Annotated in this window: 27 protein-coding genes; 8 read left to right on the top strand and 19 right to left on the bottom strand. The window is 60.9% G+C overall.

Going from position 1 to position 26,062, the window contains the following annotated elements; genetic code table 11:
- The first annotated feature begins 157 nt into the window (after positions 1 to 157).
- The gene (locus R1W01_RS16030; RefSeq protein ID WP_297757853.1) at positions 158 to 1,156 is read left to right on the top strand and encodes a YeiH family protein; all 999 of its coding nucleotides are present in this window, start codon (positions 158 to 160) and stop codon (positions 1,154 to 1,156) included.
- A 53-nt stretch (positions 1,157 to 1,209) separates the two neighbouring features.
- Here the strand turns inward: R1W01_RS16030 and R1W01_RS16025 are convergent, their stop codons facing one another.
- The 8 genes from R1W01_RS16025 to R1W01_RS15990 all read right to left on the bottom strand — a co-directional run bounded on the left by R1W01_RS16025 (position 1,210) and on the right by R1W01_RS15990 (position 8,933).
- Positions 1,210 to 1,857, bottom strand: coding sequence for a DUF1523 family protein (locus R1W01_RS16025; protein ID WP_243614073.1), 648 nt, complete (start codon positions 1,855 to 1,857; stop codon positions 1,210 to 1,212).
- A gap of 10 nt (positions 1,858 to 1,867) precedes the next feature.
- Positions 1,868 to 2,134, bottom strand: coding sequence for a hypothetical protein (locus R1W01_RS16020; RefSeq protein WP_243614072.1), 267 nt, complete (start codon positions 2,132 to 2,134; stop codon positions 1,868 to 1,870).
- A complete protein-coding gene (locus tag R1W01_RS16015; protein ID WP_297757857.1) occupies positions 2,131 to 3,486 on the bottom strand; it encodes a DUF6638 family protein in 1,356 nt (451 codons plus the stop codon). Before R1W01_RS16015 ends, R1W01_RS16020 begins: the two co-directional genes overlap by 4 nt.
- Positions 3,470 to 3,949: a hypothetical protein gene (locus R1W01_RS16010; RefSeq protein WP_297757860.1), complete on the bottom strand. Its 480-nt coding sequence runs from the start codon at positions 3,947 to 3,949 to the stop codon at positions 3,470 to 3,472. The genes R1W01_RS16015 and R1W01_RS16010 overlap by 17 nt, the downstream gene beginning before the upstream one ends.
- Before the next feature lie 284 nt (positions 3,950 to 4,233).
- Complete coding sequence (locus R1W01_RS16005; RefSeq protein ID WP_297757861.1) at positions 4,234 to 6,168, bottom strand: ATP-binding protein; 1,935 nt, start codon at positions 6,166 to 6,168, stop codon at positions 4,234 to 4,236.
- A gap of 67 nt (positions 6,169 to 6,235) precedes the next feature.
- A complete protein-coding gene (locus tag R1W01_RS16000; RefSeq protein ID WP_297757864.1) occupies positions 6,236 to 7,357 on the bottom strand; it encodes a hypothetical protein in 1,122 nt (373 codons plus the stop codon).
- Complete coding sequence (locus tag R1W01_RS15995) at positions 7,354 to 7,857, bottom strand: DUF4279 domain-containing protein (RefSeq protein WP_243614067.1); 504 nt, start codon at positions 7,855 to 7,857, stop codon at positions 7,354 to 7,356. The genes R1W01_RS16000 and R1W01_RS15995 overlap by 4 nt, the downstream gene beginning before the upstream one ends.
- On the bottom strand, positions 7,857 to 8,933 hold the full coding sequence (locus R1W01_RS15990) for a hypothetical protein (RefSeq protein WP_297757867.1): 1,077 nt from the start codon (positions 8,931 to 8,933) through the stop codon (positions 7,857 to 7,859). Before R1W01_RS15990 ends, R1W01_RS15995 begins: the two co-directional genes overlap by 1 nt.
- 216 nt (positions 8,934 to 9,149) lie before the next feature.
- Here R1W01_RS15990 and R1W01_RS15985 point away from each other — a divergent pair, with 216 nt between their 5' ends.
- Both R1W01_RS15985 and R1W01_RS15980 read left to right on the top strand, forming a co-directional pair.
- Positions 9,150 to 9,704 (top strand): hypothetical protein, encoded by a 555-nt coding sequence (locus R1W01_RS15985; protein WP_243614065.1) that lies wholly within the window; start codon positions 9,150 to 9,152, stop codon positions 9,702 to 9,704.
- Between the two features lie 98 nt (positions 9,705 to 9,802).
- Positions 9,803 to 10,567, top strand: a complete 765-nt coding sequence (locus tag R1W01_RS15980; protein WP_243614064.1) for an ion transporter — start codon at positions 9,803 to 9,805, stop codon at positions 10,565 to 10,567.
- A gap of 89 nt (positions 10,568 to 10,656) precedes the next feature.
- Here R1W01_RS15980 and R1W01_RS15975 read toward each other — a convergent pair whose 3' ends face one another.
- Entirely contained in the window at positions 10,657 to 11,541 is an 885-nt protein-coding gene (locus R1W01_RS15975; protein WP_297757873.1) for a LysR substrate-binding domain-containing protein, read from the bottom strand.
- Between the two features lie 133 nt (positions 11,542 to 11,674).
- On the opposite strand from R1W01_RS15975, the gene R1W01_RS15970 reads away from it, so the two are divergent.
- A complete protein-coding gene (locus R1W01_RS15970; RefSeq protein ID WP_243614062.1) occupies positions 11,675 to 12,343 on the top strand; it encodes an FMN-dependent NADH-azoreductase in 669 nt (222 codons plus the stop codon).
- A gap of 74 nt (positions 12,344 to 12,417) precedes the next feature.
- Here the strand turns inward: R1W01_RS15970 and R1W01_RS15965 are convergent, their stop codons facing one another.
- From R1W01_RS15965 to R1W01_RS15935, 7 genes are read right to left on the bottom strand one after another with little or no spacing between them, the layout of a single operon-like run.
- Entirely contained in the window at positions 12,418 to 13,119 is a 702-nt protein-coding gene (locus R1W01_RS15965) for an urea carboxylase-associated family protein (RefSeq protein ID WP_297757876.1), read from the bottom strand.
- Positions 13,120 to 13,121: 2 nt separating this feature from the next.
- Entirely contained in the window at positions 13,122 to 14,015 is an 894-nt protein-coding gene (locus R1W01_RS15960; RefSeq protein ID WP_297757878.1) for a polysaccharide deacetylase family protein, read from the bottom strand.
- On the bottom strand, positions 14,012 to 15,280 hold the full coding sequence (locus R1W01_RS15955) for an amidase family protein (protein WP_297757880.1): 1,269 nt from the start codon (positions 15,278 to 15,280) through the stop codon (positions 14,012 to 14,014). Before R1W01_RS15955 ends, R1W01_RS15960 begins: the two co-directional genes overlap by 4 nt.
- Positions 15,277 to 16,395: an ABC transporter ATP-binding protein gene (locus R1W01_RS15950; RefSeq protein ID WP_297757883.1), complete on the bottom strand. Its 1,119-nt coding sequence runs from the start codon at positions 16,393 to 16,395 to the stop codon at positions 15,277 to 15,279. Before R1W01_RS15950 ends, R1W01_RS15955 begins: the two co-directional genes overlap by 4 nt.
- The gene (locus R1W01_RS15945) at positions 16,392 to 17,213 is read right to left on the bottom strand and encodes an ABC transporter permease (protein ID WP_297757886.1); all 822 of its coding nucleotides are present in this window, start codon (positions 17,211 to 17,213) and stop codon (positions 16,392 to 16,394) included. The genes R1W01_RS15950 and R1W01_RS15945 overlap by 4 nt, the downstream gene beginning before the upstream one ends.
- Positions 17,214 to 17,216: 3 nt before the next feature.
- On the bottom strand, positions 17,217 to 18,104 hold the full coding sequence (locus R1W01_RS15940) for an ABC transporter permease (protein WP_297757889.1): 888 nt from the start codon (positions 18,102 to 18,104) through the stop codon (positions 17,217 to 17,219).
- A gap of 57 nt (positions 18,105 to 18,161) precedes the next feature.
- Positions 18,162 to 19,277 (bottom strand): spermidine/putrescine ABC transporter substrate-binding protein, encoded by a 1,116-nt coding sequence (locus R1W01_RS15935; RefSeq protein WP_297757892.1) that lies wholly within the window; start codon positions 19,275 to 19,277, stop codon positions 18,162 to 18,164.
- Positions 19,278 to 19,382: 105 nt separating this feature from the next.
- Here R1W01_RS15935 and R1W01_RS15930 point away from each other — a divergent pair, with 105 nt between their 5' ends.
- Positions 19,383 to 20,255 (top strand): LysR substrate-binding domain-containing protein, encoded by an 873-nt coding sequence (locus R1W01_RS15930; RefSeq protein WP_297757895.1) that lies wholly within the window; start codon positions 19,383 to 19,385, stop codon positions 20,253 to 20,255.
- A 207-nt stretch (positions 20,256 to 20,462) separates the two neighbouring features.
- Positions 20,463 to 20,843, top strand: a complete 381-nt coding sequence (locus R1W01_RS15925; protein ID WP_297757898.1) for an Imm1 family immunity protein — start codon at positions 20,463 to 20,465, stop codon at positions 20,841 to 20,843.
- A gap of 81 nt (positions 20,844 to 20,924) precedes the next feature.
- Here R1W01_RS15925 and R1W01_RS15920 read toward each other — a convergent pair whose 3' ends face one another.
- Positions 20,925 to 22,133: an aminopeptidase P family protein gene (locus R1W01_RS15920; RefSeq protein ID WP_297757901.1), complete on the bottom strand. Its 1,209-nt coding sequence runs from the start codon at positions 22,131 to 22,133 to the stop codon at positions 20,925 to 20,927.
- A 206-nt stretch (positions 22,134 to 22,339) separates the two neighbouring features.
- Here R1W01_RS15920 and R1W01_RS15915 point away from each other — a divergent pair, with 206 nt between their 5' ends.
- Positions 22,340 to 23,314, top strand: coding sequence for a P1 family peptidase (locus tag R1W01_RS15915; protein ID WP_297757904.1), 975 nt, complete (start codon positions 22,340 to 22,342; stop codon positions 23,312 to 23,314).
- 89 nt (positions 23,315 to 23,403) lie between these two features.
- On the opposite strand, the gene R1W01_RS15910 is transcribed toward R1W01_RS15915, so the two are convergent.
- The gene (locus R1W01_RS15910; RefSeq protein ID WP_243614050.1) at positions 23,404 to 23,862 is read right to left on the bottom strand and encodes an Lrp/AsnC family transcriptional regulator; all 459 of its coding nucleotides are present in this window, start codon (positions 23,860 to 23,862) and stop codon (positions 23,404 to 23,406) included.
- Positions 23,863 to 23,999: 137 nt separating this feature from the next.
- On the opposite strand from R1W01_RS15910, the gene ald reads away from it, so the two are divergent.
- Positions 24,000 to 25,118, top strand: coding sequence for an alanine dehydrogenase (gene ald, locus R1W01_RS15905; RefSeq protein WP_297757907.1), 1,119 nt, complete (start codon positions 24,000 to 24,002; stop codon positions 25,116 to 25,118).
- A 72-nt stretch (positions 25,119 to 25,190) separates the two neighbouring features.
- Here ald and R1W01_RS15900 read toward each other — a convergent pair whose 3' ends face one another.
- Positions 25,191 to 25,997, bottom strand: coding sequence for a mechanosensitive ion channel family protein (locus R1W01_RS15900; RefSeq protein WP_243614048.1), 807 nt, complete (start codon positions 25,995 to 25,997; stop codon positions 25,191 to 25,193).
- Positions 25,998 to 26,062: the final 65 nt, after the last annotated feature.

Here is a 26,062-nt window from a genome sequence, read left to right as displayed (position 1 = left end):
CAGGCCATCGAGGACCAGAAAAACGGCATCACAACCCTCATCGAAGCCCTCATCAACCAAGAACTCGGAGAACCCTTCCGCAGAGACGCAATGACCAAACCCGTCCAAGTCGCAGGGATCAACCCAGCGGATATGCGACCGCAGAAGGGCCACTAACATGGACAAGGGGATCGACGCGGCGAAGACCCTCGCCCCCGGCATCACCATGGCGGTGATTGTCGCCATCTCGGCGCAATTCCTTGCCCAGCATTATGGCACCCCTGCGATGTTGCTGGCGCTCTTGCTTGGGATCGCGGTGAACTTTCTCGGATCCGAAGGCAAGACCGTCGAGGGCATCTCGTTCAGCGCCCGCAGCCTGCTGCGGTTTGGCGTGGCGCTGCTCGGTGTGCGGATCAGTTTCGATCTGATGATGTCGCTTGGCCTGCCGCTGATCGGCTTGGTGATTGCCGGCGTCGCCGCAACGATCCTTTTTGGCCTTCTCGTCGCGCGCCTGTTTGGCCGTGGCTGGGACTTCGCACTGCTCACCGCCGGGTCTGTCGCCATTTGTGGCGCTTCGGCTGCCATGGCGATTTCCGCCATTTTGCCGCGCAATGACCGGTCGGAACAACACCTGATCTTTACCGTGATGGGCGTCACCGTACTCTCGACGCTGGCGATGATCCTCTATCCTATTGCCGTCGGACTTCTTGGCCTTGGCGAGGTGCAAGGCGGCGTCTTTCTTGGCGGCACGATCCATGACGTGGCACAGGTCGTCGGCGCGGGCTTTACCATCTCGGAGACCACAGGCGACACCGCTACCTTAGTCAAGCTGATCCGCGTGGCCATGCTGGCGCCGGTGGTGCTTGTCGCCTCTCTCCTCATCCGGCGCTATGCCGCGGGGCAGGCCGAAGGCGAGAACCCGCCCCTCCTGCCCGGCTTTGTGATTGGCTTTCTCGTGCTGGCGACGCTCAATTCGCTACACCTGATCCCGGGCCTTGTCTCGGATCTGATGTCCTCGGCGTCGCGCTGGCTCCTTCTGACGGCCATCGCTGCGGTTGGTATGAAAACCAATATCAAGGAGCTGCTACAGGTCGGCGGCACGGCGATCGCCCTCCTCACGGTTGAGACCGCCTTTATCGGGGTGTTCATCCTGGCCGGGGTCAAGCTTCTCGCCTGAGCGCCAAGCCGCTTCGAGATCACGTGCGGAAGGGCTTTCGCAAGCCCTTCCTGCTACCGCTTCGACCGCCAGCTATCGATCCAGCGCGCAACCCGACCACGCTTTTCGGCAATCGAGTCGCCCATGTCCTCGAACCCTTCGCTGACATCTTCGAGCATCGGGTCGATCCGCGCCGCGCGGAACCGCCGCCAGCGCACCCAAACCGCCCAACACAGCGCCGCGAAAAGCACCAGAATGATGATGTTGAGCCACGGGATGATCCGCACATCCGGCCCCGCAACCGCCTTCACGCCAACCGCGTTGGGATAGATCGACAGGAATTCATTGCGCCAGCCGTAATGCTTGACCGCGACCCATTGCGGATCGTCCGCCGTCGATTTGAGATCCGCCGCCTCGGCCTGAAGATTCGAGGTGTCGAACTTGAAATAAGGCGGCCAGCCCCATCCCGTATCCTCGTTGCGATAGACCATCACCCGGTCATTGGGCCGCTTGCTCTGGATGAAGAACACGTCGCGATTGACGGTCTCCGTTGCATTGCCGGAATCCGGCGCAGACCAGAAGATCGAGTTCTCGCCAAAGTCGATCCGCTTTTCATAGGTGTCGGTGATCCGCGCGATATCCGTCTGCGGCAGCGTGTAGTGAAAGAACGCCGCCACGATGATCCAGAACACCGCCCAGAAGCCCCATTTGACATAGACCATATCGGCCCCCTCAGTAAAAATTCACGAAATAGATCAACAGGATGACAAGCGTTACCGGCACGATATAGACCCCAAGGATCAACTTGCGGCGCAGGGAATGATCATAGTCGCGCAAGCCCTCGTCGATGAACGCCTCGCGGTCGCCCGTCATGCCCTCTTCCTCCCATTCCGCCTCGAGCTTGCCGCGCCGGACCGCGCGGGAATAGAAGGACAGGCTGACATAGATCACGGTCAGAACAACGAAGCCAATCACGCTCAACCGTAGAAGTGCTATCATCTCTCCCTCCTGACCGCGCCCCATGGGCCAACGCGCTGTATTAGGTCTTCGCGCACCCGCGGCGACGGGGTGGGCTCTTCCATCGGTGCATCATGCCCGAAAAGCGCCGCGCGCGCACCCGCCTTATCCGCCTGATACTCCCGCTCAAGGAAATCTGCCACAAAGGATTTCTTGGTCTCCGTCCAGCCGCGATAGAGGCGATAGAACACCTCCTTGTGACAGATGAACAACTGCCGCACATCCTTCGGCGCCAATTCCGCGAGCATCATGTTGACGAGGTCGCGATCCTCCGTATCCGCCGCCCGAAGCGTATAGAAATAAGCCGGGTGGTCGGAGGTGATCCGCGGCCACGGCGCCCCGTCCTCGGCCCAGGCGAGGAGCTTACGCAACCCGTGATATTCTTCCGGCAGGTGTTCTGCATGATCCCGCGCCAACGCGCGAATATCGCGCCGCGTCGCGCCGGTAAGGTCGACGCCCGCATCCTGCGCCGCGTCCACGACGATGAAATCCATCTTCTGCCGCAGGATCGCGCCCGCATCTATGCCGCGCGCCTTCACAATCGGCTCCACGAGGTCGTTATACTCGAGGAACTTGGCGATCTGGTTGCGGTCTTCGAAATCGAACACATGCTTGATCGGCAAATCGCCAAGCGTCGCCTTGTCCTCCTTCGCGATGACCGCCGGATGATCCACACCCCGGAACAGGTAAAGCCCCCCGAAATGCGCGGTCCAGAAATTCTCCTGCGCAAACTCCATATGCTTGAGCCGCACCGGATTGCGCGTCACATCGCCGGTGCGCTTGGCAAGCCCGATCATCTCGGCGATGAGGACATCGTCAAACCACGCATCCTCCTCGCGCTTGAACCGGTCGACCATCCGCCCCAAGGCGTCCGCATCGCGCAGCGTGCCTTCGGTCGTATCCGCCTCGATCACCAGCTTGCGAATATCGAAAAGCCGCTCCGGGCTGGCGACGGAAAACACCGAATTGACCAACTCCCCCGCCACCGCATCCCGCGCCGTCAGCGCAAACAACTGCGGCTCGTTCTCCTCGATGAAATGCTTGAGGATTTCGCGCGAGGTCGAGAACTTGGCATTGAGCAAAGGCGCCGTTTTCTGCTCGGTCGTGAGCAGGATAAACTGCCGGTTACAGCCCCCTTGGTTGAGGTAAAGATCATCCACCAACTCATCCCCGATCTCAGGGGAGAACCCCGACACATCAATATGAAAATCCTTGAGCGCCGTGCGCTTCCCCGTCAGGTGCTCCAACGCCCGGTTATACCGCTCGACAAGAACAGGCGAGGATACCTCAACGAGGTTCCCGAACATGAGGCCGCGTTTAATCAGTCGGTGCATCGGGCGCCTCCAGTTCCCAAATCTCATCGTTCTGCAATAGTTCGACCAGAATCTCATGTGCCTTCTCGATCTGCCACTCGACAAGCAATCGCCGCTCGTACTTAGGCAAATCTCGCTGTAAGTCGATCAAATGACGGAGGCCATCTCGCAATGCATAGTGTTGCGCCATTCGCTTCGGTCGATCATCAATCCTAAAACCTTGCGTCTCTAAAGCTGAACGCGTCTTCTCGGCGTTTTTGTACACGCGAGGCATTAGGTCCTCAGCACCGTCCCGCCTATACTTCTTGGGAGCACGTAAGCACGCGTGCTCCCTAGCTTCACGACCCGTCACTCGAAAAGCCCACTCTCCATACATAACCTCGTGAACCTCTGCAGAAGCAAACGCATCCATTACCTTTTCTAGGAGAAGTTCATATTCTCGAAGCGAGGAGCGCTCGCGGGAAATCTGAGTGGCGTTTTTCATTTCCCGTACCGTCGCCGAGAGTTCAGATCTCTGAATAATGACTGAGGCCGCCAACCAAACCAGCGCTAGACTCCCAGCGATTCCCGCGAATGTATCGCCCATTTCATTTGGCGGTGACCCAAGGAAATGACTTAGTTTAGTGTGACAAGAGGTGTAGCCGGCGCTGTTGATTTCGCAAACAGGCCAACTCGCTGCTAGGCAAACGAAAAGAACAAAGGTGGCCGTTAGAAAAACCGCTCCCCAAAACGCTACGGCAGGTAGAAACTTGGTAAACGCGTGAAGTCTCACCCTTCCCCCTCCAAATACCGCTTCTTCGCCTCTGCCATCCGGCGCATATCCCTTACGGCCTCTTCAATCGCCACCTCGTCGGACTTATCCGCATACCGGAACTCTGAACCGGCGTAGCGGTTGATCTCCTGCACCACCATCTCAACGGTGATCGGCACCCGCAGCGCTGCGATCATGTCTTTCTTGCGCTCATAGGTCTGGAACAGGAACAGTTCCGGGTCTGCCATCCACTCGTCCGGCAATTCAAAGTCCATCGCCCGCACCTTGACCGCATCCGTGATGTTCTTGATCGCGCGGCCCGTGAACCTCGGGTCGGCCTCCTGAATGGCCTTGAGATACGTCCCGAGCTTGGCAATCGTGTCCATCTCACCGACCTGCCCCTGCACCCGGTCAAAGACGTTCATCAACGCCGCCTCCTGCGGCCGCCCATGCGCCTCGAAACTCCGTGCGACCGCACGTTTGATCGCCTGCGCCTCATAGAGGTCATGACTCCCAAGCGGGATATCGTGGTTCTTACCCATCAAAAGGGCGAGGATGTCGATATAATCCTCCCGCGTCTGCGGCCCGTCGACAAGGAACCGCGCCCCGGCCCTCTGCCGCAACGCATCATCGACGTTCTCCGGGTAGTTCGAGAACATCCCAAAGGTGCAGTTCCCCCGCACCACCGTATTCGCCCCGGCAAAGGCTTCCATGAACACCGCCGTGACCTCCTGCTGCCCGGCGGAGGACTGACGATCCCCGCGCTTGCCCGCGATCTGGTCGATGTCGTCAATCGTGCCAAACCCGATCACCTGCGGGTCCAACACGTTCTGAATAAACGCCTTGGCGTTCTGGCCCGACTTGCCCTGATAGCTGTCGATATTGTCGATGCCGAAATTCTGATACCGGAACGGATAGCCCGCCACGGCGCAATAGTCGTTCACCAACCCCGCCATCATCTGGATGAGCGTCGTCTTCCCCGTCCCCGGCGCGCCGTCGCCCATAAAGGTAAAGATGAACCCACCAAGCTCCGCGAACGGGTTGAGGCGGCGGTCGAAATCATAGGCCATGAGCATCTTGGAAAGCTTCATCGCCTGATACTTGGCGATGTGGTTGCCCACGACCTCATTGGGCTTCTTGAACGTCATGGTGAGGGTCGAGCCCTTCGCCGCCCGCGCCGGGGTAAAGCCATTGATCGTGAGGTCATCTGCCTCCACGCGCCACCGCGCCCCGGTAAAGGCCCCAAGCCGTCCCGCCGATTGCGCCCGAAGCGCGACGCGCTCCATCAACTGCTCCGCAAAGGCACAGACGCACGGGACAAGCCGCGCCTCCTCGCTCACATGGGCCGCAATGTCCTGATCCAACTCCCAAAGCGTGCCATGCAGGGCAAGCTGCGCATTGTCCGTCAAAACCTCCTCGACCTCGCCAATCTCGACCGAGACCTCGCTCATGTAAGGCGCCAAAAGATACGCCACCGTATTGCCGAACACATGCAGCACCGCCAACGCCTCCGCGGCGAGCAATTCCGAGAACGCCGCCTTGCGATCCTCGCGCAGCGCGCCTGCAAGGTTCTCGCGCTTCATCTCGGCAAGACCCGAGGCTTCCGAGAAATTCTCCCCCACGGCCAGCGCAATGGCGAGCGCCCGACGCATCCCGTTCATCACATTCGCCTGCGCGGGCGACACAAGCGGATCCTCCCCATCCGCGCCCTCAATGCGCTCGATAAGATGAACCCCCTCCGGCCGCGCCGTCGAGCGTGTGACCAACCCCGGCGTCGTCGACCGGAACCGCCGCCGCGTCCCCAATCCGCTCGACCGCTCCGCAGGCGCCATGCCCTTGCCCTTGGCAATACGCGGCGTGTGATCGAACCCGTCGAGCATCCCAACAGCCGCCTCGTAATGCTTGCGGATGTCCTCTTCGCGCAATTCCATAAGGTCCGACGTCACACTCATCTCTCACACACCTTCGTCTTCTTCTCTGTTCAAATACTCGCGCCGCAGGCATGGCCCACAGGGCCATTCAATACCGAAGCACCCGCCCGCCCGGGCTGACGACATATTTCGTCACGCTGGCAAATCCCGGCGGATTCAATTCTTCCAACACCTGATAGGGCCGCTGCGGCAGGATGATACTCCGCTCGGTCCGCGTTGCGCCTATATCGACGCCCCGCCCCGAGAACGGATCCAGCGCAAAGACCTCCCGCTCCACGGTCGAGAACCACCCGGCGCGCTCTTCCTCGACACGCTCGCTCTGCAAATCCTCAACGGTCCAGGCAAGCGCCCAATCCTCGCCCTCCGGCGCGCGCGCGGCCTCAAGAACCTCGCGGATCGGCCCCGATTGCCGCGTGAAGGCCGAAGAATACATCGGTCCAACATGATACCGACGCAGACGTTTCGGGTGCAGGTCGTCAAAGCTCTCGTCGAACCCTTTGGCAATGGTGACAAGCTTCAGCCCGCCAAGGCTCTGGCTCATCAAATGCGCCTGCACTTCCGGCCAGCGCCGCTCATCCTTCGGAAGCGCGACCTTGGCGCTATCCTCGACCTCCATGAGGTAGATCGTCGGCAGGTTGATCTGGCTGTCATAGACGGCCCAATGCACCATGAACTTGCGTCGCCTGTCGCCAAGCGTTTCGAGCCAGAACACCTCCGGATGGTTTTGCGCCCAGAACATCTCGCCCCGCATCAACTCCTCGTAATAGAGCCGCTGCGAAAGCGCGAACTGAAGCCGCGTCGGAATCTCTTGCTCGCCGATGATCTTGCGGATCATCTCGTCCTTGAGCGCCTCCGAATCCGCCATACCGCCAAGATGCGCCTCGGCCTGCTGCGCATCGTTGGCCATGACCAACAACTCGTTGAAAACCGGAAACCCGCTCTCCACCGCGTCCATCTGCAAGGAGCCAAAGAACTGCCCCGTCTCGCGCCCGACGAGGAGGTATTTCATCGACAGCGCCTTGAATGTGTAAGAGAGCCGCGCAAGGTAGCGCGTCAGGATTTTCACATCCGTCTCATCAATCGCACCATCCGCGACCTGCGCCGCCGCCACCCGCATGAGCCGATCCGCGATCGCCTCGAACTTGCGGAAATAGCGCCGTGACGCCTGCGTATCACGCAGGGCTTTATGGTCTTTGGAGGAATCGTTCAATTCGCACCTCCTGAGTGCAATGCCATCAGAGATCGTGCCTCAACCAAAGCATCATGTGGTTCGACCAAAGCGTAGAGGTCGAACTCGATATCCAGTGACAAATCCGCAATTCGTCGCAGTATTTCAGATGATAAGCTAAGCTCCATGCTCTGTGCGCTGTAACTTACGCAAACAATCGCACAGCGACACCGGTCATCCAAACTGCTCAGTTCTTCTGCCTTCGGTTCCAACTTGTCGTGCAACGTCAGAATGTGGTCCACCAGCGGGTCGCTTTCTTTCAGACCGCTTTCGACCTGGAAAGATGACTGCCGACGTCGGAACTTACGCCCACCCCTTTCCACTATGTCGCCCTTGTTCCAGAAACGTATGGGGGTCATCCCAAGCCGGCTTTCAAGATCATTCAAAGGGTGCTCGGATGTTACCCGAAAGTAGGCATACTGGCGATCTTCTTGTGCATTGCGGACGCACTGATTGAAGGCAAATTCTTTCGAGTCCGACATCACGCCCCATAAAGGTTCTTGTCGTGCTTCTCGACGATCTTCTCGAACCGGCGGGCGAAACGTTCATCCGCCTTGGCCTTCGCCTCAAGAACCTCGCGGGCAAAGACCATGTGGCCTTCATGCGCTTCCATCATGTCCGCCATCCGCTGGTTCGTTGCCGTGCCGATTGCCGCCATCGAGGCCTGCGCCTCCTTGTCGGTCTCGACCCCGATCTCGTTGATCCGGTGCGCAATGTCCTGCTGCTGCGCGGTCTTGAGCGATTTCGTCAGCGCATCATAAAGCACCACGCGCTGCTTCGTGTCGGTCTGAAGCTTGTTGATGAGAACCATCTGCGTCGCCGCCTGGTTCTGAAGACTATCGACCCAGGTCTTGCCCTTCTCGATATACCGCTCAAGCGTCTGGCTCTTGGCGAGCTTGACCTGCTCCTGCTGCACCTTCTCGTTATAGGCCTTGTTGAGATCGGCAAGTTCCGTCTCGAGCTTGGTGCGCGCCGCCGCGTCCTGCTCGACCGAGATCTTGTTCTCCAACTCGATGATCTTCGGATCCATCCCAAGAATTTCCGCGCGCAAGCTCTCCAACTCGCCGACCGTGTACTCCCGCTCATCGAGCGTTTCCGTAAGGTTCGCCTCGACCTTCTCTTTCTGCTCATTGAGCACCGCCAACTGCCCTTCGAGCAGCTTGGTGATGACGTCGGACTTGGCGATCAAATCCTGAAGCTTGTCGTCGATATTGGCAGTCTTGATGCGTTCCTGACGCATGGAATCGGCCTTGCCCCGGCTAAAGATGCCGACAAAGCTCTCCCATCCGGTCTTGTCGCGCATGGCGTCGAAATCCTTGGAAAACGCCGCCGTCACATCATCAAGCCCCATGATAAGCTCGGCAATGTTGGCATTCATGACCTCGGTATGGGCATGCACGTCATCCAGCGTCGCGTTTTCGATGTCGATGGCGATATCATCGCCGCTCTTCATCTTGGCGCGCGCAGTGTCAATCCGCCCGGTGAGTTCGGAAATCTTCGCCTGCGCAGCAGCGACCTGCTCCTGCGACTCGCGCAGCTGGGCGTCAAAATCGGCCATGGTGTCTCCTCGTTTTCAATAACTTATCCGGTATATAGGTGATGTTAATGTGATTTACATCACCTCACCCCACGAATTCCGGGGCTTTCCCGGAAAGATTGGCAAAATCGAACCCGTTTGGAAAGGCTCGCCACGAACCTCTGGCGAGAATCCAACTCTGGCCCTAGCATAGAAGGCGCTTTGTTCCTGTTTCCTGCCTGATTGAAAGGAAAACCCATGTTCCGCACCCTTCCTCTGATCGCCGCCCTGGCCCTCTCTGCCGCGCCTCTCGCCGCGGACGAGATCACCGACGCCCTCGACAGCGCGAAACAAGCCTATGAAGAGGGCGACGTCGCCTATGCCCTCGAAGAGCTTGAATACGCCAAGCAACAGATGCTCGCCCTCAAGACCGATGCGCTTTCGGAGTATCTACCGCCCGCGCCCGACGGCTGGACCCGAGAGGTCGACACCGAGATGAACGCTGGCCTCGCCATGATGGGCGGCGGTGTCGGGGCCGAGGCCGAATATTCCGGCGGTGGCGAAAGCTTCACCATCCGCCTCATGGCCGACAATCCCATGGTCGGCGCCATGTCCGGCATGATCGGCAACGCCGCCCTCATGGGGGCCAAGATCGTCCGCGTCGGGCGTCAGAAATACATGCTTCAGGACAACCAGATGAGCGCCCTCATCGACCACCGCATCCTCGTGCAGGCCGAAGGCGCGTCGCCGGACGTTATGCAACCGCTGCTCGAGACGATTGATTACCGGGCGCTCTCGGGCTTTGGTCGCTAAGCACCGCAGAAATCACACCAAATTCACACCGCCGCCCCTTGAGATACTCGGGGAGGCGGGCCATATCCGCGGAGACCCTTTTCCGTAGGAGAGACCCTTTGCGACAATCCGTGGAACGCCTTGTCGACAGCGCCCTATTCCGCAACACGATCCTTGCCATCATCGTCTTCAACGCGATCCTTCTGGGGCTTGAGACCTCTGCCCCCGTGATGGCGCGCGCCGGGGGCCTGATCCTCGCCCTCGACATGGCCTGCCTGACGATCTTCGTCATCGAGATCGGCCTCAAACTCTTTGCCCGTCGCCTCGCCTTCTTCCGCGACGGCTGGAACGTGTTTGACCTCGCCATCGTCGCCATCTCCCTCGTCCCCGCGACCCAAGGGTTCCAAGTGCTACGGGCGCTGCGCATCCTCCGCGTGCTGCGCGTGGTCTCCAACGCGCCCCGCCTGCGCCGCGTCGTCGAAGGTTTCATCACCGCCCTTCCGGGCATGGGGAGCGTCTTTCTCCTAATGGCGATGATCTTCTACATTGGCGCCGTCATGGCGACCAAACTCTTCGGCGCGACCTTCCCCGAGTTCTTCGGCAACCTCGGAGATTCCGCCTACACCCTGTTCCAGATCATGACACTTGAGAGCTGGTCCATGGGCATCGTTCGCCCGGTGATGGAAGCCTACCCCTACGCCTGGGCCTTCTTCGTGCCCTTCATCCTCCTGACGACCTTCGCCGTGGTGAACCTCCTCGTCGGCCTCATCGTCAACTCCATGCAAGACGCCCACCACGAAGAAGACAACGCCCGCACCGACACCTACCGCGACGAAGTCCTCGCCCGACTGGAGGCGATCGAGAAGCGGCTGGCGGAGAGGTAGGGGGGACAGTGCGGCCGCGTGCTGGAGGTCTCAGGCAGTACTAACTCCGAGCCCACCGCAGATGTGCTGAAACCATGCAACGCGCAGACCTACCAAGAAGCACGCGCCCATGACGCAAAGCGTTCCACGTCAGCAAAGCGCGGATGATCACTGCGGCTCACCGCCCAAAAAGTTCTGCCGGGCAAACCCACGTCAGACAGGCGCACCAGGTGCCCGGCCGCCACAGCGGCGCTGGCCAAGACGCTGGAAGCCAGTACCACGCCCTGCCCTGCAAGCGCAGAGTCAATGGCATTGATCTCCTCGGAAAAGTGCTGTGCGATCTCAGGCACCGCCCCCCCAAGCCTCGCAGCGTGAGACCAGCGCTGCCAGCTCGGCGACGCTTCCGCACCGCAATTCCAGCGGTATTGGATCAGCGGCAGGCGCAAAATACCGGCGTCGTCCTTCACGGGAGTCCGGCGCAGCAGTTCCGGCGCGCAGAGCGGGATCAAGCTGTCTTCAAACAGCGGGAGCCATTGGTCTTCTGGCTCTGCCTGACCTGCGTAGCGAACCGCAAAGTCGACATCGCTACTGGATAGATCTACCGGCTGGTTCTCGGCCTCCACCTTAAGGTTCAGCCCTGTCTGACTGCGCAAGGCAGGCAATCGCCGCATGAGCCAGAGGCTGGCGAAGGCCACCGTAACGGACACCGTCAACGGGCGATCCGTATCCAGATGCGAAATCCCTGCGATGGCACTGCTCATACGGTCGAAACTCTCGCGCAGCACCGGGTATAGTGCCGCGCCTTCCGCCGACAGGCGGATTGGGCGCGGATAGCGGTGAAAGAGCTTCACCTCCAGGATCTCTTCCAGCTGGCGGATCTGGTGGCTGATTGCGGTCGGCGTCAGGTGAAGCTCGGCCGCGGCGCGGGCAAAGTGCAGATGCCGAGCGGCAGCTTCAAAAGCTCGGAGCGCGTGGAGCGGAGGCAGGCGCCGCATCGGTCTTGTCCTTTCTGTTTGAAGAGGAGGCCTGATGAATCTCATTCATCCGCGCCCTGAAAAATTCGCTTTCGCCAAAGGGTTGGTCGCTTGGTAGGCACAATGCACAGTGCATAAAATCAGGAGATTCCCCATGCCCACTCTGTTGCGAATCGATGCAAGCGCCCAGCTTGAAGAACGCTCTCTCACACGCCACCTGACCGGGCTGTTCACGCAGAACTTTCTGGCTCAAGCACCGGAGACGAAAGTGATCACCCGGGATGTCGGGTTGAACCCGATTCCGGCGATCGACCATAAATTCATCCATGCCGCCTTCACCCCGCCCGAGGACCGTGAGCCGTGGATGAACGAGCGTCTGGCCCTGTCCGACGAACTCGTTGAGGAAGTGGTTGCGGCGGATATCCTGGTCATGGGGGCGCCGATGTACAATTACGGGATGCCGACCGCCTTGAAAGGCTGGATCGATCACGTGGCCCGGATCGGCAAGACCTTTTCCTTCGACCTTGCGCGTGGTGATACGCCGATCGAACCGATCCTGTCGGGCAAACGGCTGGTGGTGTTGTCTTCGCGTGGTGAATTCGGCTTTGCTCCGGGTGGGCCGCGGGCGCATCTCAACGCGCTTGACCCGGCTCTGGCGGCCTGTGCGCATTACTTCGGCGTCGCGCAAGCGGATATCGAGACGATCGCGATCGAGTATCAGGAATTCAAGGACGCACGACACGAGGCGTCGGTTGAAACGGCAGAGGCCCGTACCCGCGATTTGGTGGTGAAAATGGCCGGAGGGGCCGCACAGGCGGCCTGAAACAAGACACTGAAAAGGTAGAACCATGGGGCGCGGACCGAAATCCGCGCCTCCAATTTTTTCTGCTGGCAGGTTCATTCCGGTTCCCGGTGAAGCAGGACTTCCAGCGCCCGCGGCTGCGCATCTGTGCCATTGATCGGCAGAAGGTCCATCGGGCAGCAGGAAATCACCACCACCGCATCCATTTCAGCGCGGAACAGCACACGGTCCCCTTTGGTCGAGACGGGGGGGCGCCACTCCATCGCGCCACCGTCGACGACAGGCGTGTTCATCCAGAGGTTCAGCGGGCAAGGCACTGATGTCGGACGCAAGCCGATTGCCCCCAACGCCATGCGCAGGTTGTCGGTGCAATTGTCGTGATAGCCCTGATGTCCAAGTTGGGCATACCGGTGAATATCGCAGGACGCGACAAGCGTGTCGTGAACGCCGGGCGAAGTGTCCTCAACCAGTGTCAGGATAGGGCGCCGCCGGTTGGTCACCAGCGCGTCGCCGGGGCGCGGCGAGACACGCTGTAGCGTCGGGCGCAGGTGCTCCATCGACAGGTATTCGTTGCAGTCACCTTCGGCAAAAGCCCAGAAGTCGCCGATCTGGCTGCCATCGCGGTTGATAACCGAAAGCAGTTCACCCTTTTTCACGCGCATCGCCCGGCCCTGACGGGCGGGAATGGTGTAGGTGGTATTGGGGCTGAGGCGTCCAGCCTCTGCAAGAGTCTGATGTGCGCTCGGGTTTTCACCGTCGGGCCGCGCGGCATCAAAGGGGGTATTGAGGGTATCCATCTTTATTTCTCCATCAGGACGGGATGTGGGTAGGGGGCTGCGGGCTCGCGATGCGGCTGCCAAGCGCCTTCGGCTTCCTGGCCCGCGACATAGGCGGCGATCTCTTCCAGCGGTGCGAACCAGACATCGCCTCTCGACAACACCTCTTCGAGCCACCGCTCCACCACCCGCCAGCGGGCCAGCCGCCCAGTCAGGAACGGGTGCCAAATGCCGATCCAGAGTCCGCCAGCCTCGTATTGCGCTTCAAACTCCTCAAAGGAGGCTTCCAGCCCACGGCGCGGAGACATCACCGGCATCTTGTAGCCGATCTCGTCGAAATGCGCGAAAGGCGGCCAGTCATCGCTGCCCCAATGCACCGGCAATTCGAACAGAGATCCGGATGCGGTGTCGATCCGATAGGGCAGATCGTCCGCCATCATCGAGCTTTCATAGGTCAACCCGTGCGTCACCGCGAGCGACAGCACCTCAGGGGTGACATTATAGACCGGGGCGCGATAGCCGCGCGGGGTGCTGCCGGTCATCTGACGGTGAACCTCAAGCGCCCGCTCAAACCAATAGGTCTGTTCCTCCGCGCTCTGTTCCGCAGGGTCTTCGTGCAGATACCCGTGGTGACCGATCTCATGTCCGCCGGCGAGGATCGCCTCGACCGTTTCGGGGTATTGTTCCATCACCCAGCCGGGCATGAAAAAGGACTGTTTGAGTCCCATTCGCCGGTAGGTTTCAAGAATACGCGGCACACCGGAATTCGGGCCATAGCGGCCCATGCTGATCGGATAAAGGCGGCGGTGCCCGTCGTCCGGACGGGCAATGTGGATCAGGCTGTCGGCATCCACGTCAAACGTGATCGCACAGGCACAGCGGGCACCGTTCGGCCATTGGATTGGATTACGGATCATGTCAGGGCTTCCTTTCGCACGAGCAGCGTTTCAACCATTGCCGCGGTGGCAAGCAGGGTGCGGTCACTGTCCGGCGGACCAACCAACTGCAATCCCACCCAGCAGCCATCACGAGTTCTTCCGACGGGAAGAGAGATCGCCGGCAAATCCAGAAGACTGGCCAGCATGGTCAGGCGGAGAGCAGCAGCATTTGCTGCGGCAAAGGCTTCTGGGTCTTCTAGCAGCGGCGCGAGCCTCGGCGCCTCGATTCCGACCGTGGGTAGAATGTAAATCGTATCGGCCACGCGGATGGTTTCGCGTAGTTCACTGGCTCCAAGCTCAACCCCAGCGATGCTGCACGCATCGAGACGGGCCGAAGCACGCAACCGTGCCGCGACGAAGGGGTCGAGGTGATCGGTGTCAGCACCTTCGAGCAGGTGACCATTGGTCCGGACTGCCTCGAAGGCCCCTGGCCACCCGCCCGCACTGATCAGCGTCAGCGCCTGATCCAACGGTGACTGTCTTATGTATTCCATCAAGACGCCCGCCTGTTTGAGATCCGTCACCGCCTCCTTGCAGCGTTGGGAAACCGGCGCGGCAACATCGCCCCCCTCGAGCACGTCGATCGCAACCGAAAGACGGCCGACCGCGTCGGGAGTGGCTGCATCGCCTGACAGAACGGCATCCAATTCCATGATATCGGCAACCGAGCGGGCAAAACTTCCAACCGTGTCATAGCTGGGTGCAAGCGGCATCACGCCGCGCATCGGATACCGTCCGCGCGAGGGACGAAAGCCCACCACGCCCTGAAACGCCGCGGGCACCCGGCAGGAGCCAGCCGTATCGGTACCAACCGCCAATCGGGTGATCCCGCGCGCAACAGAGGCCGCCGCCCCGGAGGACGAGCCCCCCGGCACCCGCCCCTCTATCATCGGCGTTCCGTGGTGCGGATTGTAGCCGATCCCGGAGAACGCCAGTTCCGATTGATTGGTGACGCCGATGCTGATCAAACCGGCTTTGCTGGCCCGGTCTACGACCTCTGCATCCGCAGCGGCGGGCGCCTCCGAAAGCCGGCGCGAGGCGCCTGCACGCGTGGGGACGCCCTTGATCGCGATCATATCCTTCCAAGAGACCGTGCTCCCATCCAGAGGGCCCAATCGTTCGGTGCGACCATCGCTTTGACGTGCTTCCGCGCGGGCGCGGTCCGGCAACAGGGACAGAAAAACCTCCCCATCCCGCCCGGCGCGACGCAGAGCGTCCAGGGTGTTGTCGAGAACAGACCTCATGCAGCCCTCGCCTTGGGGCCCGCCCCCGATTGTCGCGCAGTCGCCAGAAGAAAGCCGTCGTCGGAGTGCCAGGACGCATAGACACGCGCACCGATGCTTGCGTCTAACTGCTCCAGATCGCGCTGTTGGAGTTGCGCCACGAGGTTGTGACCTGACGCGGTTTCAAGATGCAAATTGACAACCGCTCCGGCGAACTCCTCAGAGATCAGAGTGCAGGCGATTTCGTTTTCACCCCAGCCCGGCTCAACCGTCACGGAAATCCTATCCGCCCGGACAGCCAGATCTGCGGCTGCGCCTTCGGCCAGCCCGCTGCTGTTGGCGAGCCGGACTTTGCCGTCGCGTGTGTCGAGAAAGCGTTTGCCTTCCTCTCTGCTTGAGATCTTGCCTTCCAGAAGGCTGATCCCGCCGACAAACTGCGCCACAAATTTGCTGCGGGGTCGCAGAAAGATGTCCTGCGGGCTGCCAATCTGCTCCACCCTGCCGGCGTTCATGATGACAACCCGGTCGGCGAGCGAAAAGGCCTCTGAATGGCTGTGCGTGACATAGACAAAGGTGATACCAAGCTCGCGCTGGAGCTTCTTCAGTTCGCCTTGCATCTTGATCGCCATATGGGCGTCCAGTGCCGACAGCGGCTCGTCCAAGAGCAGCACTTTGGGTTCCAGCACCAGGCTGCGAGCGAGGGCAACACGCTGGCGCTGACCGCCTGAAAGACGCGCAACATTGCGGTCTGCATAGGTGGAAATGCCCAACCGTTCCAGCCAGTCGTCAGCGCGGCGGCGGCGCTCTGCCCCGGCAACGCCGCGCATCTTTAGCCCGAACTCGACGTTTTCCCGCACAGTCATGAAGGGGAACAGCGCCAGGCTTTGCCAGACCATGGGGGTTTCCCGCTCCCAGACCGGCAGTTGGTCGATCCGGGTGCCCGCAAGGGTGATTTCACCGCGGTCTGCCGTTTCAAGACCCGCAAGCATGCGCAGGCTCGTGGTCTTGCCACAGCCGGACGGCCCCATGATTGCGATGAACTCCCCTTCGGCAATATCCAGCGAGAACTCTTCGACGGCGATGAATTTACCATAGGACTTTGCAAGCCCCTCCAGTTTCAGATGTGCGTTGGTCATGATGTCTCCTCCTTGGACATAGCGCCGCCGCTCTGGCTCAGGACCACGGCAAGCGCGATCAGAACCAGCGTCAGCGTGACGGAAAAACTCAATGTGCCGATAACGTGAATGGTCGGATCGACCTGCCCCTGAAGGGTGGTCAGAACCGCAACCGGAATGGTCTGGTTCAAGCCACCCGTGAACCAAGAGATCACATACTCGTCGAATGACACGGCAAAGGTGATCAGGAAGGCAGCGAGAATGGCAGGCAGCGTGTGCGGCAGCACGATACGGGCGAGCGCGGAATGCGGCAATGCACCGAGGTTCTGCGCTGCGGTTTCCAGCGTCTCATCCAACTGCGCCAGCCGCAGACGGCAGACCGCCATCGCAAAGGGTGCGGCGATCACCACATGCGCTGCAACTACGGCCGCAAGCGTGCCGGCAATGCCAATGCGGGAGAAGAAGGCCAGCATGGCGAGGCCAAGGATAACCAGCGGCACCGTCGGCGGCAGCAAGGCAAGCGCCAGCACGGCTTTCTGACCAAAGAACCTAAAACGATAGTCCGCATAGGCTGCGGCAAATCCCAGAGTTGTGGCGATCACTGCGGTGATCCCGGCAACCGTCAGGCTGTTCCAGAGGGCCTCCAGCATGGCGCGGTCGGTCAGGACCTGCGCGTACCATTTGGTGCTGAACCCGGACATGCTGAGGCTCGGGAAGCGGTCGGCGCTGAAGGAAAACAGGACCGCCGACAGGATCGGTGCGTAGAGCAGCAGGAAAACCAATGCGAGTCCGGCAATCCAGAATGCTCTTGGCAAGGCGTGTTTCAGATGCGGAGGCATGTCTTATCCTTTCTCTCGGTAGGCCCAGCGGACGGTTACAAAGGCTGTGACCAGCAGGCTGGCGATCATCAGCAGCGACACCACGGCGGCGCGCGGCCATTGCTGACCGGCCCGAACAAGGTCCGTCACGAGGATCGGCAGGGTTTGGAAGGTGCCGCCGCCCAGATAGGAGGCGCTGACGAATTCGGCATAGGACAACAGGAAGGCGAACAGCAGCCCCAGCGTCAGCCCGGGCCGGGCCGCGGGCAGGATAACGCGGAACAGGATGGCTCCGGGACGCGCGCCAAGGTTGGCGGCAGCCGAAATCCCGGTCCGGTCCACATTGGCAAGGGCGATGGTCTGCAGGATCAGAACCACCGGCAGCGCCAGCGTCGCATGGCCAAGAAACAGCGCGAAATAGGTGTTGAGAAGGCTTTCCCCCTTGCCGCCGAGCGCCTGAACGATGGAGGGGATCACGCCGCCTTCTGTCAGGAAGACCTGCCAGGAATAGATGCGGACGAGATAGCTTGTGAAAAACGGCGCAATCGCAAGCCCCAGCAGGATCAGCCGCTGACGCGGGGCTGCGACAAAGGCCATCGCGTAGGAGGCCGGAAAGGCCAGCAGCGAAATGGCGACCGCACTGGCAAGCGACACTCCGTAGCTGCGCCAGAAACTGGCCCAGAGGAAATCGAGACCTAGAACATAGCGCCAGGCCGACAGCGTGGCGTCCGGCGTCAGCCGGTAGTTCACCACGGACCAGAATGAAATCGCCACCAGCAAACCAAGCGGCACTGCAAAAAACAGCAGCAGCCAGACAGGCAGCGGCAGGACCCAAAGCGCCTGCCAGGCACGGTGAAAGAAGAAGTGGAACCGGCGCCCCGAAGTACGGGCCGGGAAAGTAGAGGAAGTCATGTCGATATCTCCGATAGGGCTGCGGCCCCGACGATTGTGCCGGGGCCGAACCGGACATCAGGCGTTCTTGTAACGCGTCCAGGCGTCGTTCCAGGTTTCCAGCGATTGCTGTACCGGAAGCTCCCGCAGCCGGATGCGCCCGGCCCGGATCTCATCGAGTGCATTGGGCCCGTTCAGCACCATGTTCTGGCGCTGCGCCACTCCCGGCAGTTCATCATTCAGCCGCGCCCAGCCTGCCCGCCTCGGGATCATCGCCGGATAAGCCCTGAGCGTGGCGGTCTTCACCTGCCCTTCTGGCGACAGCATGTATTGGATGAATTTCTGGGCCAGATCCTGATTTTCTGACTGCGTGCCGATCGACAGCGACTCGGTCCATTGCAGGCCACCTTCCTCGGGGATTGTCGTGGTGACATCCGCACCATCGCGGGCCAGCACGCCGGTGATCCAGTCACCGATGCCGGGGATCGCGGAGACCTCGCCCGAACGCAGCGCCGACAGCATCCCGCCGTAATCATAGAAACCGCGCACCTGAGGCCGGAGCGACATCATCGTCTCGGTCAGTTCCGTCCAGCGCGCCTCATCAAGATCAAAAGGCGACGCGTTGCCATTGAGGAGGCTCAACGCGCCCAGATTGGGCAGATGCCAGTCGAAATGGCCGATGCGCCCCTCATGCTGCGGATCCCACATGGTGCGATAGCTGCGGGCTTCGGCCTCGCTCATCGCGGCGCGGTTGTGGGACAGCCCGAGGAAACCGAACCGCAGAAAGACCGCATAGGGCTGACCGTCAAACCAGTGGCCGCGGAAGGTCTGAAACTCCGGAAAAAAGTCGTCGAACGGATAGTCCTCAGGCGCCAGCGGCTCAATGAAACCCGCTTGCTGCAATTGCACGACGTATTCCGCATCCGACAGGATTACATCGTAGGTTCCGGCTGGAGACTGCGCAATTTGCGCGAGCATCTGGTCGCCGCCGACATATTCCTTGGCGCGGATACGAACATTGTGCGTCTCCTCGAATGCGCCGATCACGGCGGGGTCGGCATGGCCTGCCCAAGTGAGCATCGACAGTTCGCGGCGACCCTGTGCGCGCAAGACGGCCGGGGTAGCGATGGCAGTCGCGACCGCAAGCCCCCCCTTGATCAACCGCCGCCGGGTGGTGATAATATTATGTGTCATTTTTCTCTCCCTTTTCATTCAGCAAGCTTCAGAAAGAGGAGGCCAAAAAACAAATGACCATTCATCAGGCCATGCTGAGTTTTCTTTGCGCAAGTGGCAGACGCCATGCGTAAACTGCCGCCGTTAAACGCAATTCGAGCCTTCGAAGCGGTCGCCCGGAGGCTCAGTTTTGCCGAGGCTGCGGAAGAACTGGGCGTCACCGCCACCGCCATAAGCCACCAGATCAGACATTTGGAAGCCTACCTTGGGTTCCAGGTGGTGGAGCGCCGGCCCCGTCAGATCGCCCTCACTCCCGCCGGGCAAGAGTTGTTCCCCAAGCTGCAGACGGCTTTTGATATTTTGGGCGAAGCCTTCGCAATGCTCGACAAGGACGTTGAACAATCGCTGGTTCGGGTCACAACAACATATGCCTTTGCAGAACGCTGGCTGGTTCCGCGCCTGCCGGATTTTTTCGACAAGCACGGCGAGATCAGGGTTGAGGTCGAAACCGATGACGATGTTTTGGACCTGCGGGTTGACCGGCTGGACCTAGCGATCAGATATGGCCCCCAGGCCTCCGCGAATGAGGAAACTGAGGTTTTGTTCTCGGATCGCTACATCCCTGTCAGTTTGGCTGACCGCCCGGAAACCGGCTTGCAAGACAGCCGACTGCTGGGATTCCGCTGGCGCAACCCGGACATGGGCGGCCCGACCTGGGAAGAATGGTTCAAGGAAGCCGGGGAACCGTTCCCGTCAAACAGCATTACCCGTTTCAGCGATGAAAGTGCGGCTTTCAACGCGCTGGATCAGGGACTGGGTCTGCTTTTGTCCAGCAGCGCGTTGGTCGAGGAAGGTCTGAAATCAGGTCGCTACCGGCAAATCCCCGGTCCAGAGCTGCCCGGATTTGCCTATTCCCTCGTGCTCAATCCCCTGTCGCGCAACAAGCACGGCGTTAAGACATTCGCCGATTGGGTTAGGGGAGCCGCCGAACAAAAATGAGTCCAAGCGTCTCGCGGCATCCTGCCACCTGTGATTGGCTGGCGAGAAGCCAAGATCGGCCAACTCAATCAGCGGGTGCAACGAGGCGGTGCGGCACCGTGTTGGAGGCCTCAGGCAGGTCTATGCAAATGTCTGCTTTGAGCCCAAATTGCCCTTATGCCATCGGCGGAGTAGTCTAGTGCGAACTTCTCGGAGCGCAATATTGGTATGCACGTCACGATCAACGGAGAACAGCACAGCCTTGCCGGGGTCGAGGAAGCGGAAAGACTTCTCGCTTCGCATGGGCATACGGATGACCTCGAAATCTGGATGTCCGAAGGCAACGGATCATCGCTTTGTGCGCTACTCAACCGGCAATATGGGTGGCTGATGTTTCTGCGATTTGAGGGTGATGCCGGATTCAGTTCGCGGAATCCATTGAGGGAACAGAGTGAAGGCCCAAAGGAAGCTTTCGTTCTGTCGAATGGACAAGTGGATACTTTCCCCAGCTCTTGGACAATGGATCGCAAGATGGTCTTTGACGCACTTCTCGAATTTGTCGCTTCAGGCCAGCGGCCGTCAAAGGTGGATTGGCACGACGATACATAGAACAATTGAACGGCTGAAAAGTCCCGCATAACCGCCATCCTCCAATCCAAAAGGGCGGAGCCTCACGCCCCGCCCTTTCCTTTATCCAACCACGTTGAATTCCGGCCCATAGGGATAGCCGGTGATATTCTCGTTCCCATCCTCGGTAATGATAAGAATATCATGCTCGCGGTAGCCCCCGGCCCCCGGCTGCCCCTCGGCAATCGTGAGCATCGGCTCCATCGAGATAACCATCCCCGGCTCAAGCACCGTGTCGATATCTTCACGAAGCTCTAGCCCCGCCTCACGGCCATAGTAATGCGACAACACGCCAAACGAATGCCCATAGCCAAAGGTCCGGTATTGCAGCAGGTCGCGCTCGGCAAAGAACGCGTTGATCTTATGCGTCACCTCCGCACAGCTCGCTCCGGGCTGGAGCAGGGAAATCCCCAACTCATGCGCCCCGACATTCGCCTCCCAAATCCGTAGGCTCTCGGCATCGACCTCGCCCGCGAACATCGTCCGCTCAAGCGCCGTGTAATAGCCCGAGATCATCGGAAAGGTGTTGAGCGACAGGATATCGCCCCGCTCAAGCGCCCGGCTGGTCACCGGGTTATGCGCCCCGTCGGTGTTGATCCCTGACTGGAACCAGACCCACGTGTCGCGATATTCCGCATCCGGGAACCGCTTCGCGATCTCAAGCTCCATCGCATCGCGCCCGGCCATGGCAATGTCGATCTCCCGCGCCCCGATCTTGACCGCGTCACGGATCGCATAGCCGCCCACATCGGCCACCGCCGCGCCCGCGCGGATCATGTCCAGCTCGGCGGGCGATTTATGCATCCGCTGGCGCATCGTCGTCTCGTATAGATCGACCATCGCGGCGGGCTTGAGGAACGCCTCGCATTTCCCCTTCTGCAAAAGGGTCAGGTGATCGCTCTCATACCCGATCTTGCGCCCCTCCCCCGTCACCGAGCAGATCGCGCGCCAGTAGTTGTCGCGCTGCCAATCGGTATAGGTGATGTTGTCGCCATAACAGCGCCGCCAAGGCTGGCCCGCGTCGATCCCGGCCGAGATCGTGACGCATTCCGTGTCTGTCACGACAAGCGCATAGGGCCGCCCGAAAGAACAATAGGTGAAGCCCGAGTAATAGGAGACATTGTGCATCGAGGTGAACACAGCCGCCTCGGCCCCCGCCTCACCCATACGCTTACGTAGGGCGTCAATCCGCGCCGCATACTCGGCCTCGGCAAATTGCAGGCGTGCTTTCTCGCCATTGTGGAAACGATAGAATTCAGGACGTGCAGTCATAATAGACCTCCGATCAAAGAGGTCCCGGCGTTCAGGACTGGGAAAGACGAGCGCGGCCTAATCGGGCCGTGGCGACGCCATCGCCGATTGCTCTTCTCTTCCTTTGCCGCCTTCCGCGCCCCCGATCAAGCCCCTTTGCGACTCTGGCGTCGCATTCGCGCACGTCCACCGCTACTCTGCCTGCAAGACATGCAACGGAGCGCCCCATGACCCCCGGTCCCAAGAACCTCATCACAGATATCCCCGGGCTGCGCGTCGGCAATGCGTCTGATGCCGCGATCAAGACCGGCGTCACCGTGCTGACAGCGGACGCGCCCTTTACTGCGGGGCTGCATGTCATGGGCGGCGCGCCCGGCACGCGCGAAAGCGACCTGCTCGCCCCCGACAAAACCGTGCAACAGGTCGACGCGCTGGTGCTCTCGGGCGGCTCCGCCTTTGGCCTCGATGCCGCCTCCGGCGTGGCCGATGCTTTACGCGCGGCGGGCCGTGGTTTTGCCGTCGGCGAACAGCGCGTGCCGATCGTGCCCGGCGCGATCCTCTTCGACCTGCTGAATGGCGGTGACAAGAACTGGCCCGAGAACCCCTATAAACGCCTCGGTGCCGAGGCCCTCTCCAACGCTGCCACGGACTTCCGGATCGGCACGACTGGCGCCGGCACTGGCGCCATGCTCGCAACCCGCAAGGGCGGCCTCGGGTCTGCCTCCGCAACGCTCCCCTCGGGCCATACGGTCGGCGCGCTGGTCGCCGTCAACGCGCTTGGCGATGCGACCGTCGACGGCACCCATTTCTGGGCCGCTCCCTTCGAGGTCGGCGAGGAGTTCGGCGGCCACGGCCCGGCCAAGACGATCCCGACCGGCCTGCCGCCAACGAAACTCGCAAGCCACAACGCTAACACCACCATCGCCATCGTCGCCACCGACGCCACCCTCGACCAAAGCCAATGCACCCGCCTCGCCACTGCCGCCCATGACGGCATGGCCCGCGCGCTGGTGCCCTCCCATACGCCGATGGATGGCGATCTCGTCTTCGCTGTTTCAACCGCGGGCAAACCGCTCACCGATCCGGTCGCCGACACGCTCTGGCTCGGCCACGCCGCCGCCACCTGCCTCGCCCGCGCCATCGCCCGCGCCGTCTATCACGCCACGGCCGCGCCAAACGACCCGGTGCCACCCTATCGCTAAGGCCCCGCTCTTCTTCTCTGTAAAAATACTCCGGGGTGAGCGTCGCTATTGCAGGGCAAAAGCGACGTGAGGGGCAGCGCCCCTCCCCCCTAAACCGGAAGCGCCGTCGTCTTGAACACCGTGCGCAGCGCAAAAGACGACTGCATCCTGACAACCCCCGGCAGGCGCGAAAGGTATTGCCGATGGATACGCGCGAAATCGTCCGTGTTCTCGGCCACCACCTTCAAAAGGTAATCCGCCGACCCAGCCATGAGATGACATTCAAGCACATCCGGGATTCGCGACACCGCCGTCTCGAACGCGCCAAGCACGTCTTCGGCCTGCCCTGAGAGCGAAATTTCCACGAACACAGTCGTCGGCACCGCCATCTTGCGCGCATCAAGAAGCGCGACATACTCTCGGATATACCCTTCCTGTTCGAGGCGATGCACCCGCCTATGACAGGCCGACTGCGAAAGGTTGACAGCCTCCGACAGGTCCGCGTTGGAGATCCGGCCTTGCTTCTGAAGGACCGTGAGAATCCGACGATCCGTCTGGTCTAGCGACATTTTCGCGAAGCTCCTTTTCCCATTCCCCATATCTACGCGAAGAATCTCCCATTTGCACTTTCATATTTTGCCTATTTTTGCAGCACTTTGCGAAGAAAATCCGGCAAGCTCCGCCACAGGGAACAGGGAGGACACATATGAAAATCGGTTGCCCCACAGAGATCAAACCACAAGAATTCCGCGTTGGTATGACACCGAACGCCGCGCAAGAAGCCGTCGCCCACGGCCACGAGGTCTATATTCAGGCCGGGGCCGGGACTGGCTCGGGCTTCAACGACGAAGACTATACCCGCGCCGGGGCCAAGATCATCGACACCGCAGAAGAGGTCTTTGCGATCTCCGACATGATCGTGAAGGTGAAGGAACCCCAGGCTGGCGAGCGCAAGATGCTGCGCGAGGGCCAACTCCTCTTCACCTATCTGCACCTCGCCCCCGACCCGGATCAGACCCATGACCTGATCGCCTCTGGCTGCACCGCCATCGCCTATGAAACCGTGACTGACGCCGCCGGTGGCCTGCCGCTTCTGGCCCCCATGTCCGAGGTCGCGGGCCGCCTCGCGCCGCAGGTCGGCGCATGGACCCTGCAAAAGGCCAATGGCGGGCGCGGCGTGCTCATGGGCGGCGTCCCCGGCGTCGGCCCTGCCAAGGTCTTGGTGATCGGTGGCGGCGTCGTCGGCACCCATGCCGCCCGCATCGCTGCGGGCATGGGCGCGGATGTGACAGTGCTCGACCGTTCCCTGCCTCGCATGCGCTATCTCGATGACGTCTTTGGCGGCACCTTCAAGACCGGCTTCTCCTCGGCAGGCTACACCGCCGAATTGCTCGAACAGGCCGACATGGTGATCGGTGCGGTCCTCATCCCCGGCGCCGCCGCGCCCAAGCTCGTCTCCCGCGCCCAGCTCTCGACCATGAAGCCCGGCGCGGCGCTCGTCGATGTCGCCATCGACCAAGGCGGTTGCTTCGAAACCTCTCGCGCCACGACCCATGCGGACCCGATCTATGACGTGGACGGGATCATGCATTACTGCGTTGCCAACATGCCCGGCGCCGTGGCCCGCACCTCGACCATCGCCCTTGGCAACGCGACCATGCCCTTCATGCTCGCGCTCGCCGACAAGGGCTGGCGCAAGGCTTGCGAAGACGATCCGCACCTCCTCAACGGGCTCAACGTCCACGCGGGCAAGCTGACCTACTATGCGGTCGGCAAGGCGCTCGGGCTGGACGTCGTGTCTCCGAACGTCGTTCTCAAGGGCTGACCCTCCCACCCGGGAACGACAAAAGGCGCCCCACTCTTTCGGGGCGCCTTTTCCATGTCTGGGAAACGGGTCTTAGCCCTGTTTCTTGATCTCGACCACATGCGGATAGGGGATCGAGACGCCCTCCTTGTCAAAGGCCTCTTTGACCGTCTTGGTAAGCGCAAACTTCACGTCCCAATAGTCCGCCGCATCGACCCAAAGGCGCGTGGTGATATCAACCGAGCTATCACCGAGGTTGGTGACGCGCACCCAAGGCGCCGGGTCTTCCTTGACCCGCCCTTCGGCCACGGCTTCGCGCAGGATAATCGCCATCGCGTGATCGGCGTCATTGCCATAATCAATGCCAAAGGTGAGATCGACACGCCGCGTCGCATGTGCGGAATAATTGGTGATGATCGCCCCCCAGGCCTGACCATTGGGGATAATGATCTGCACATTGTCCGGCGTCACCAACTCGGTGATGAAGAGGTTGAGATCTTTGACCGTCCCCGCCGTGCCGCCAATATCGACATACTGGCCAAGCTTGTAGGGTCGGAACAGGATAAGCATGAACCCTGCCGCCAAATCGCTCAGCGTGCCCTGTAGCGCAAGGCCAATCGCCAGCGTTGCCGCCCCCATCACCGCGACAAGCGATGTCGCCTCGATCCCGAAAAGCCCAAGCACCGCGATCAGCACCATGAGCAGGATCACCCAGCGGATCATCGACGCCACGAAGTTGCCAAGCGTGTCGTCGATCTCCGGCTTGGCGTTAACCTTGCGCCGCACCATGCCGCTCACGATCCCGGCCACGCTCCAGCCGATGACGATGACGACGAGCGCCTTGATCGCCGAAATGACCAGCGGCCCCATATCGCCGACGTAGTCCAATACCTGTTCCATTGCGCGTTTCCCCTTTCCACAAAAAAGGAGCAGCCCCGCCAGCGGCAGGACTGCCCCGGAATGTC

Source organism: Shimia sp. FJ5, from assembly GCF_032918335.1.
GTDB classification, from domain to species: Bacteria; Pseudomonadota; Alphaproteobacteria; order Rhodobacterales; family Rhodobacteraceae; genus Shimia; species Shimia aestuarii_A.
Note: the sequence above shows the minus strand (reverse complement) of the source record. Positions and strands in the feature narration are given on the sequence as shown.

Bases quoted from the DNA above. Each gene is read 5' to 3' on its own strand.
- R1W01_RS15950 (WP_297757883.1), bottom strand. From the start codon at position 16,395: ATGACCAACGCACATCTGAAACTGGAGGGGCTTGCAAAGTCCTATGGT.
- R1W01_RS15975 (WP_297757873.1), bottom strand. From the start codon at position 11,541: ATGCGGCGCCTGCCTCCGCTCCACGCGCTCCGAGCTTTTGAAGCTGCC.
- R1W01_RS16005 (WP_297757861.1), bottom strand. From the start codon at position 6,168: ATGAGTGTGACGTCGGACCTTATGGAATTGCGCGAAGAGGACATCCGC.
- R1W01_RS15955 (WP_297757880.1), bottom strand. From the start codon at position 15,280: ATGAGGTCTGTTCTCGACAACACCCTGGACGCTCTGCGTCGCGCCGGG.
- R1W01_RS15985 (WP_243614065.1), top strand. From the start codon at position 9,150: ATGTTCCGCACCCTTCCTCTGATCGCCGCCCTGGCCCTCTCTGCCGCG.
- R1W01_RS15930 (WP_297757895.1), top strand. From the start codon at position 19,383: ATGCGTAAACTGCCGCCGTTAAACGCAATTCGAGCCTTCGAAGCGGTC.
- R1W01_RS16010 (WP_297757860.1), bottom strand. From the start codon at position 3,949: ATGAAAAACGCCACTCAGATTTCCCGCGAGCGCTCCTCGCTTCGAGAA.
- R1W01_RS15935 (WP_297757892.1), bottom strand. From the start codon at position 19,277: ATGACACATAATATTATCACCACCCGGCGGCGGTTGATCAAGGGGGGG.
- R1W01_RS15995 (WP_243614067.1), bottom strand. From the start codon at position 7,857: ATGTCGGACTCGAAAGAATTTGCCTTCAATCAGTGCGTCCGCAATGCA.
- R1W01_RS15925 (WP_297757898.1), top strand. From the start codon at position 20,463: ATGCACGTCACGATCAACGGAGAACAGCACAGCCTTGCCGGGGTCGAG.
- R1W01_RS15900 (WP_243614048.1), bottom strand. From the start codon at position 25,997: ATGGAACAGGTATTGGACTACGTCGGCGATATGGGGCCGCTGGTCATT.
- R1W01_RS15940 (WP_297757889.1), bottom strand. From the start codon at position 18,104: ATGACTTCCTCTACTTTCCCGGCCCGTACTTCGGGGCGCCGGTTCCAC.
- R1W01_RS15945 (WP_297757886.1), bottom strand. From the start codon at position 17,213: ATGCCTCCGCATCTGAAACACGCCTTGCCAAGAGCATTCTGGATTGCC.
- R1W01_RS15960 (WP_297757878.1), bottom strand. From the start codon at position 14,015: ATGATCCGTAATCCAATCCAATGGCCGAACGGTGCCCGCTGTGCCTGT.
- ald (WP_297757907.1), top strand. From the start codon at position 24,000: ATGAAAATCGGTTGCCCCACAGAGATCAAACCACAAGAATTCCGCGTT.
- R1W01_RS15990 (WP_297757867.1), bottom strand. From the start codon at position 8,933: ATGGCCGATTTTGACGCCCAGCTGCGCGAGTCGCAGGAGCAGGTCGCT.
- R1W01_RS15965 (WP_297757876.1), bottom strand. From the start codon at position 13,119: ATGGATACCCTCAATACCCCCTTTGATGCCGCGCGGCCCGACGGTGAA.
- R1W01_RS16030 (WP_297757853.1), top strand. From the start codon at position 158: ATGGACAAGGGGATCGACGCGGCGAAGACCCTCGCCCCCGGCATCACC.
- R1W01_RS16020 (WP_243614072.1), bottom strand. From the start codon at position 2,134: ATGATAGCACTTCTACGGTTGAGCGTGATTGGCTTCGTTGTTCTGACC.
- R1W01_RS16015 (WP_297757857.1), bottom strand. From the start codon at position 3,486: ATGCACCGACTGATTAAACGCGGCCTCATGTTCGGGAACCTCGTTGAG.
- R1W01_RS16025 (WP_243614073.1), bottom strand. From the start codon at position 1,857: ATGGTCTATGTCAAATGGGGCTTCTGGGCGGTGTTCTGGATCATCGTG.
- R1W01_RS15915 (WP_297757904.1), top strand. From the start codon at position 22,340: ATGACCCCCGGTCCCAAGAACCTCATCACAGATATCCCCGGGCTGCGC.
- R1W01_RS15970 (WP_243614062.1), top strand. From the start codon at position 11,675: ATGCCCACTCTGTTGCGAATCGATGCAAGCGCCCAGCTTGAAGAACGC.
- R1W01_RS15920 (WP_297757901.1), bottom strand. From the start codon at position 22,133: ATGACTGCACGTCCTGAATTCTATCGTTTCCACAATGGCGAGAAAGCA.
- R1W01_RS15910 (WP_243614050.1), bottom strand. From the start codon at position 23,862: ATGTCGCTAGACCAGACGGATCGTCGGATTCTCACGGTCCTTCAGAAG.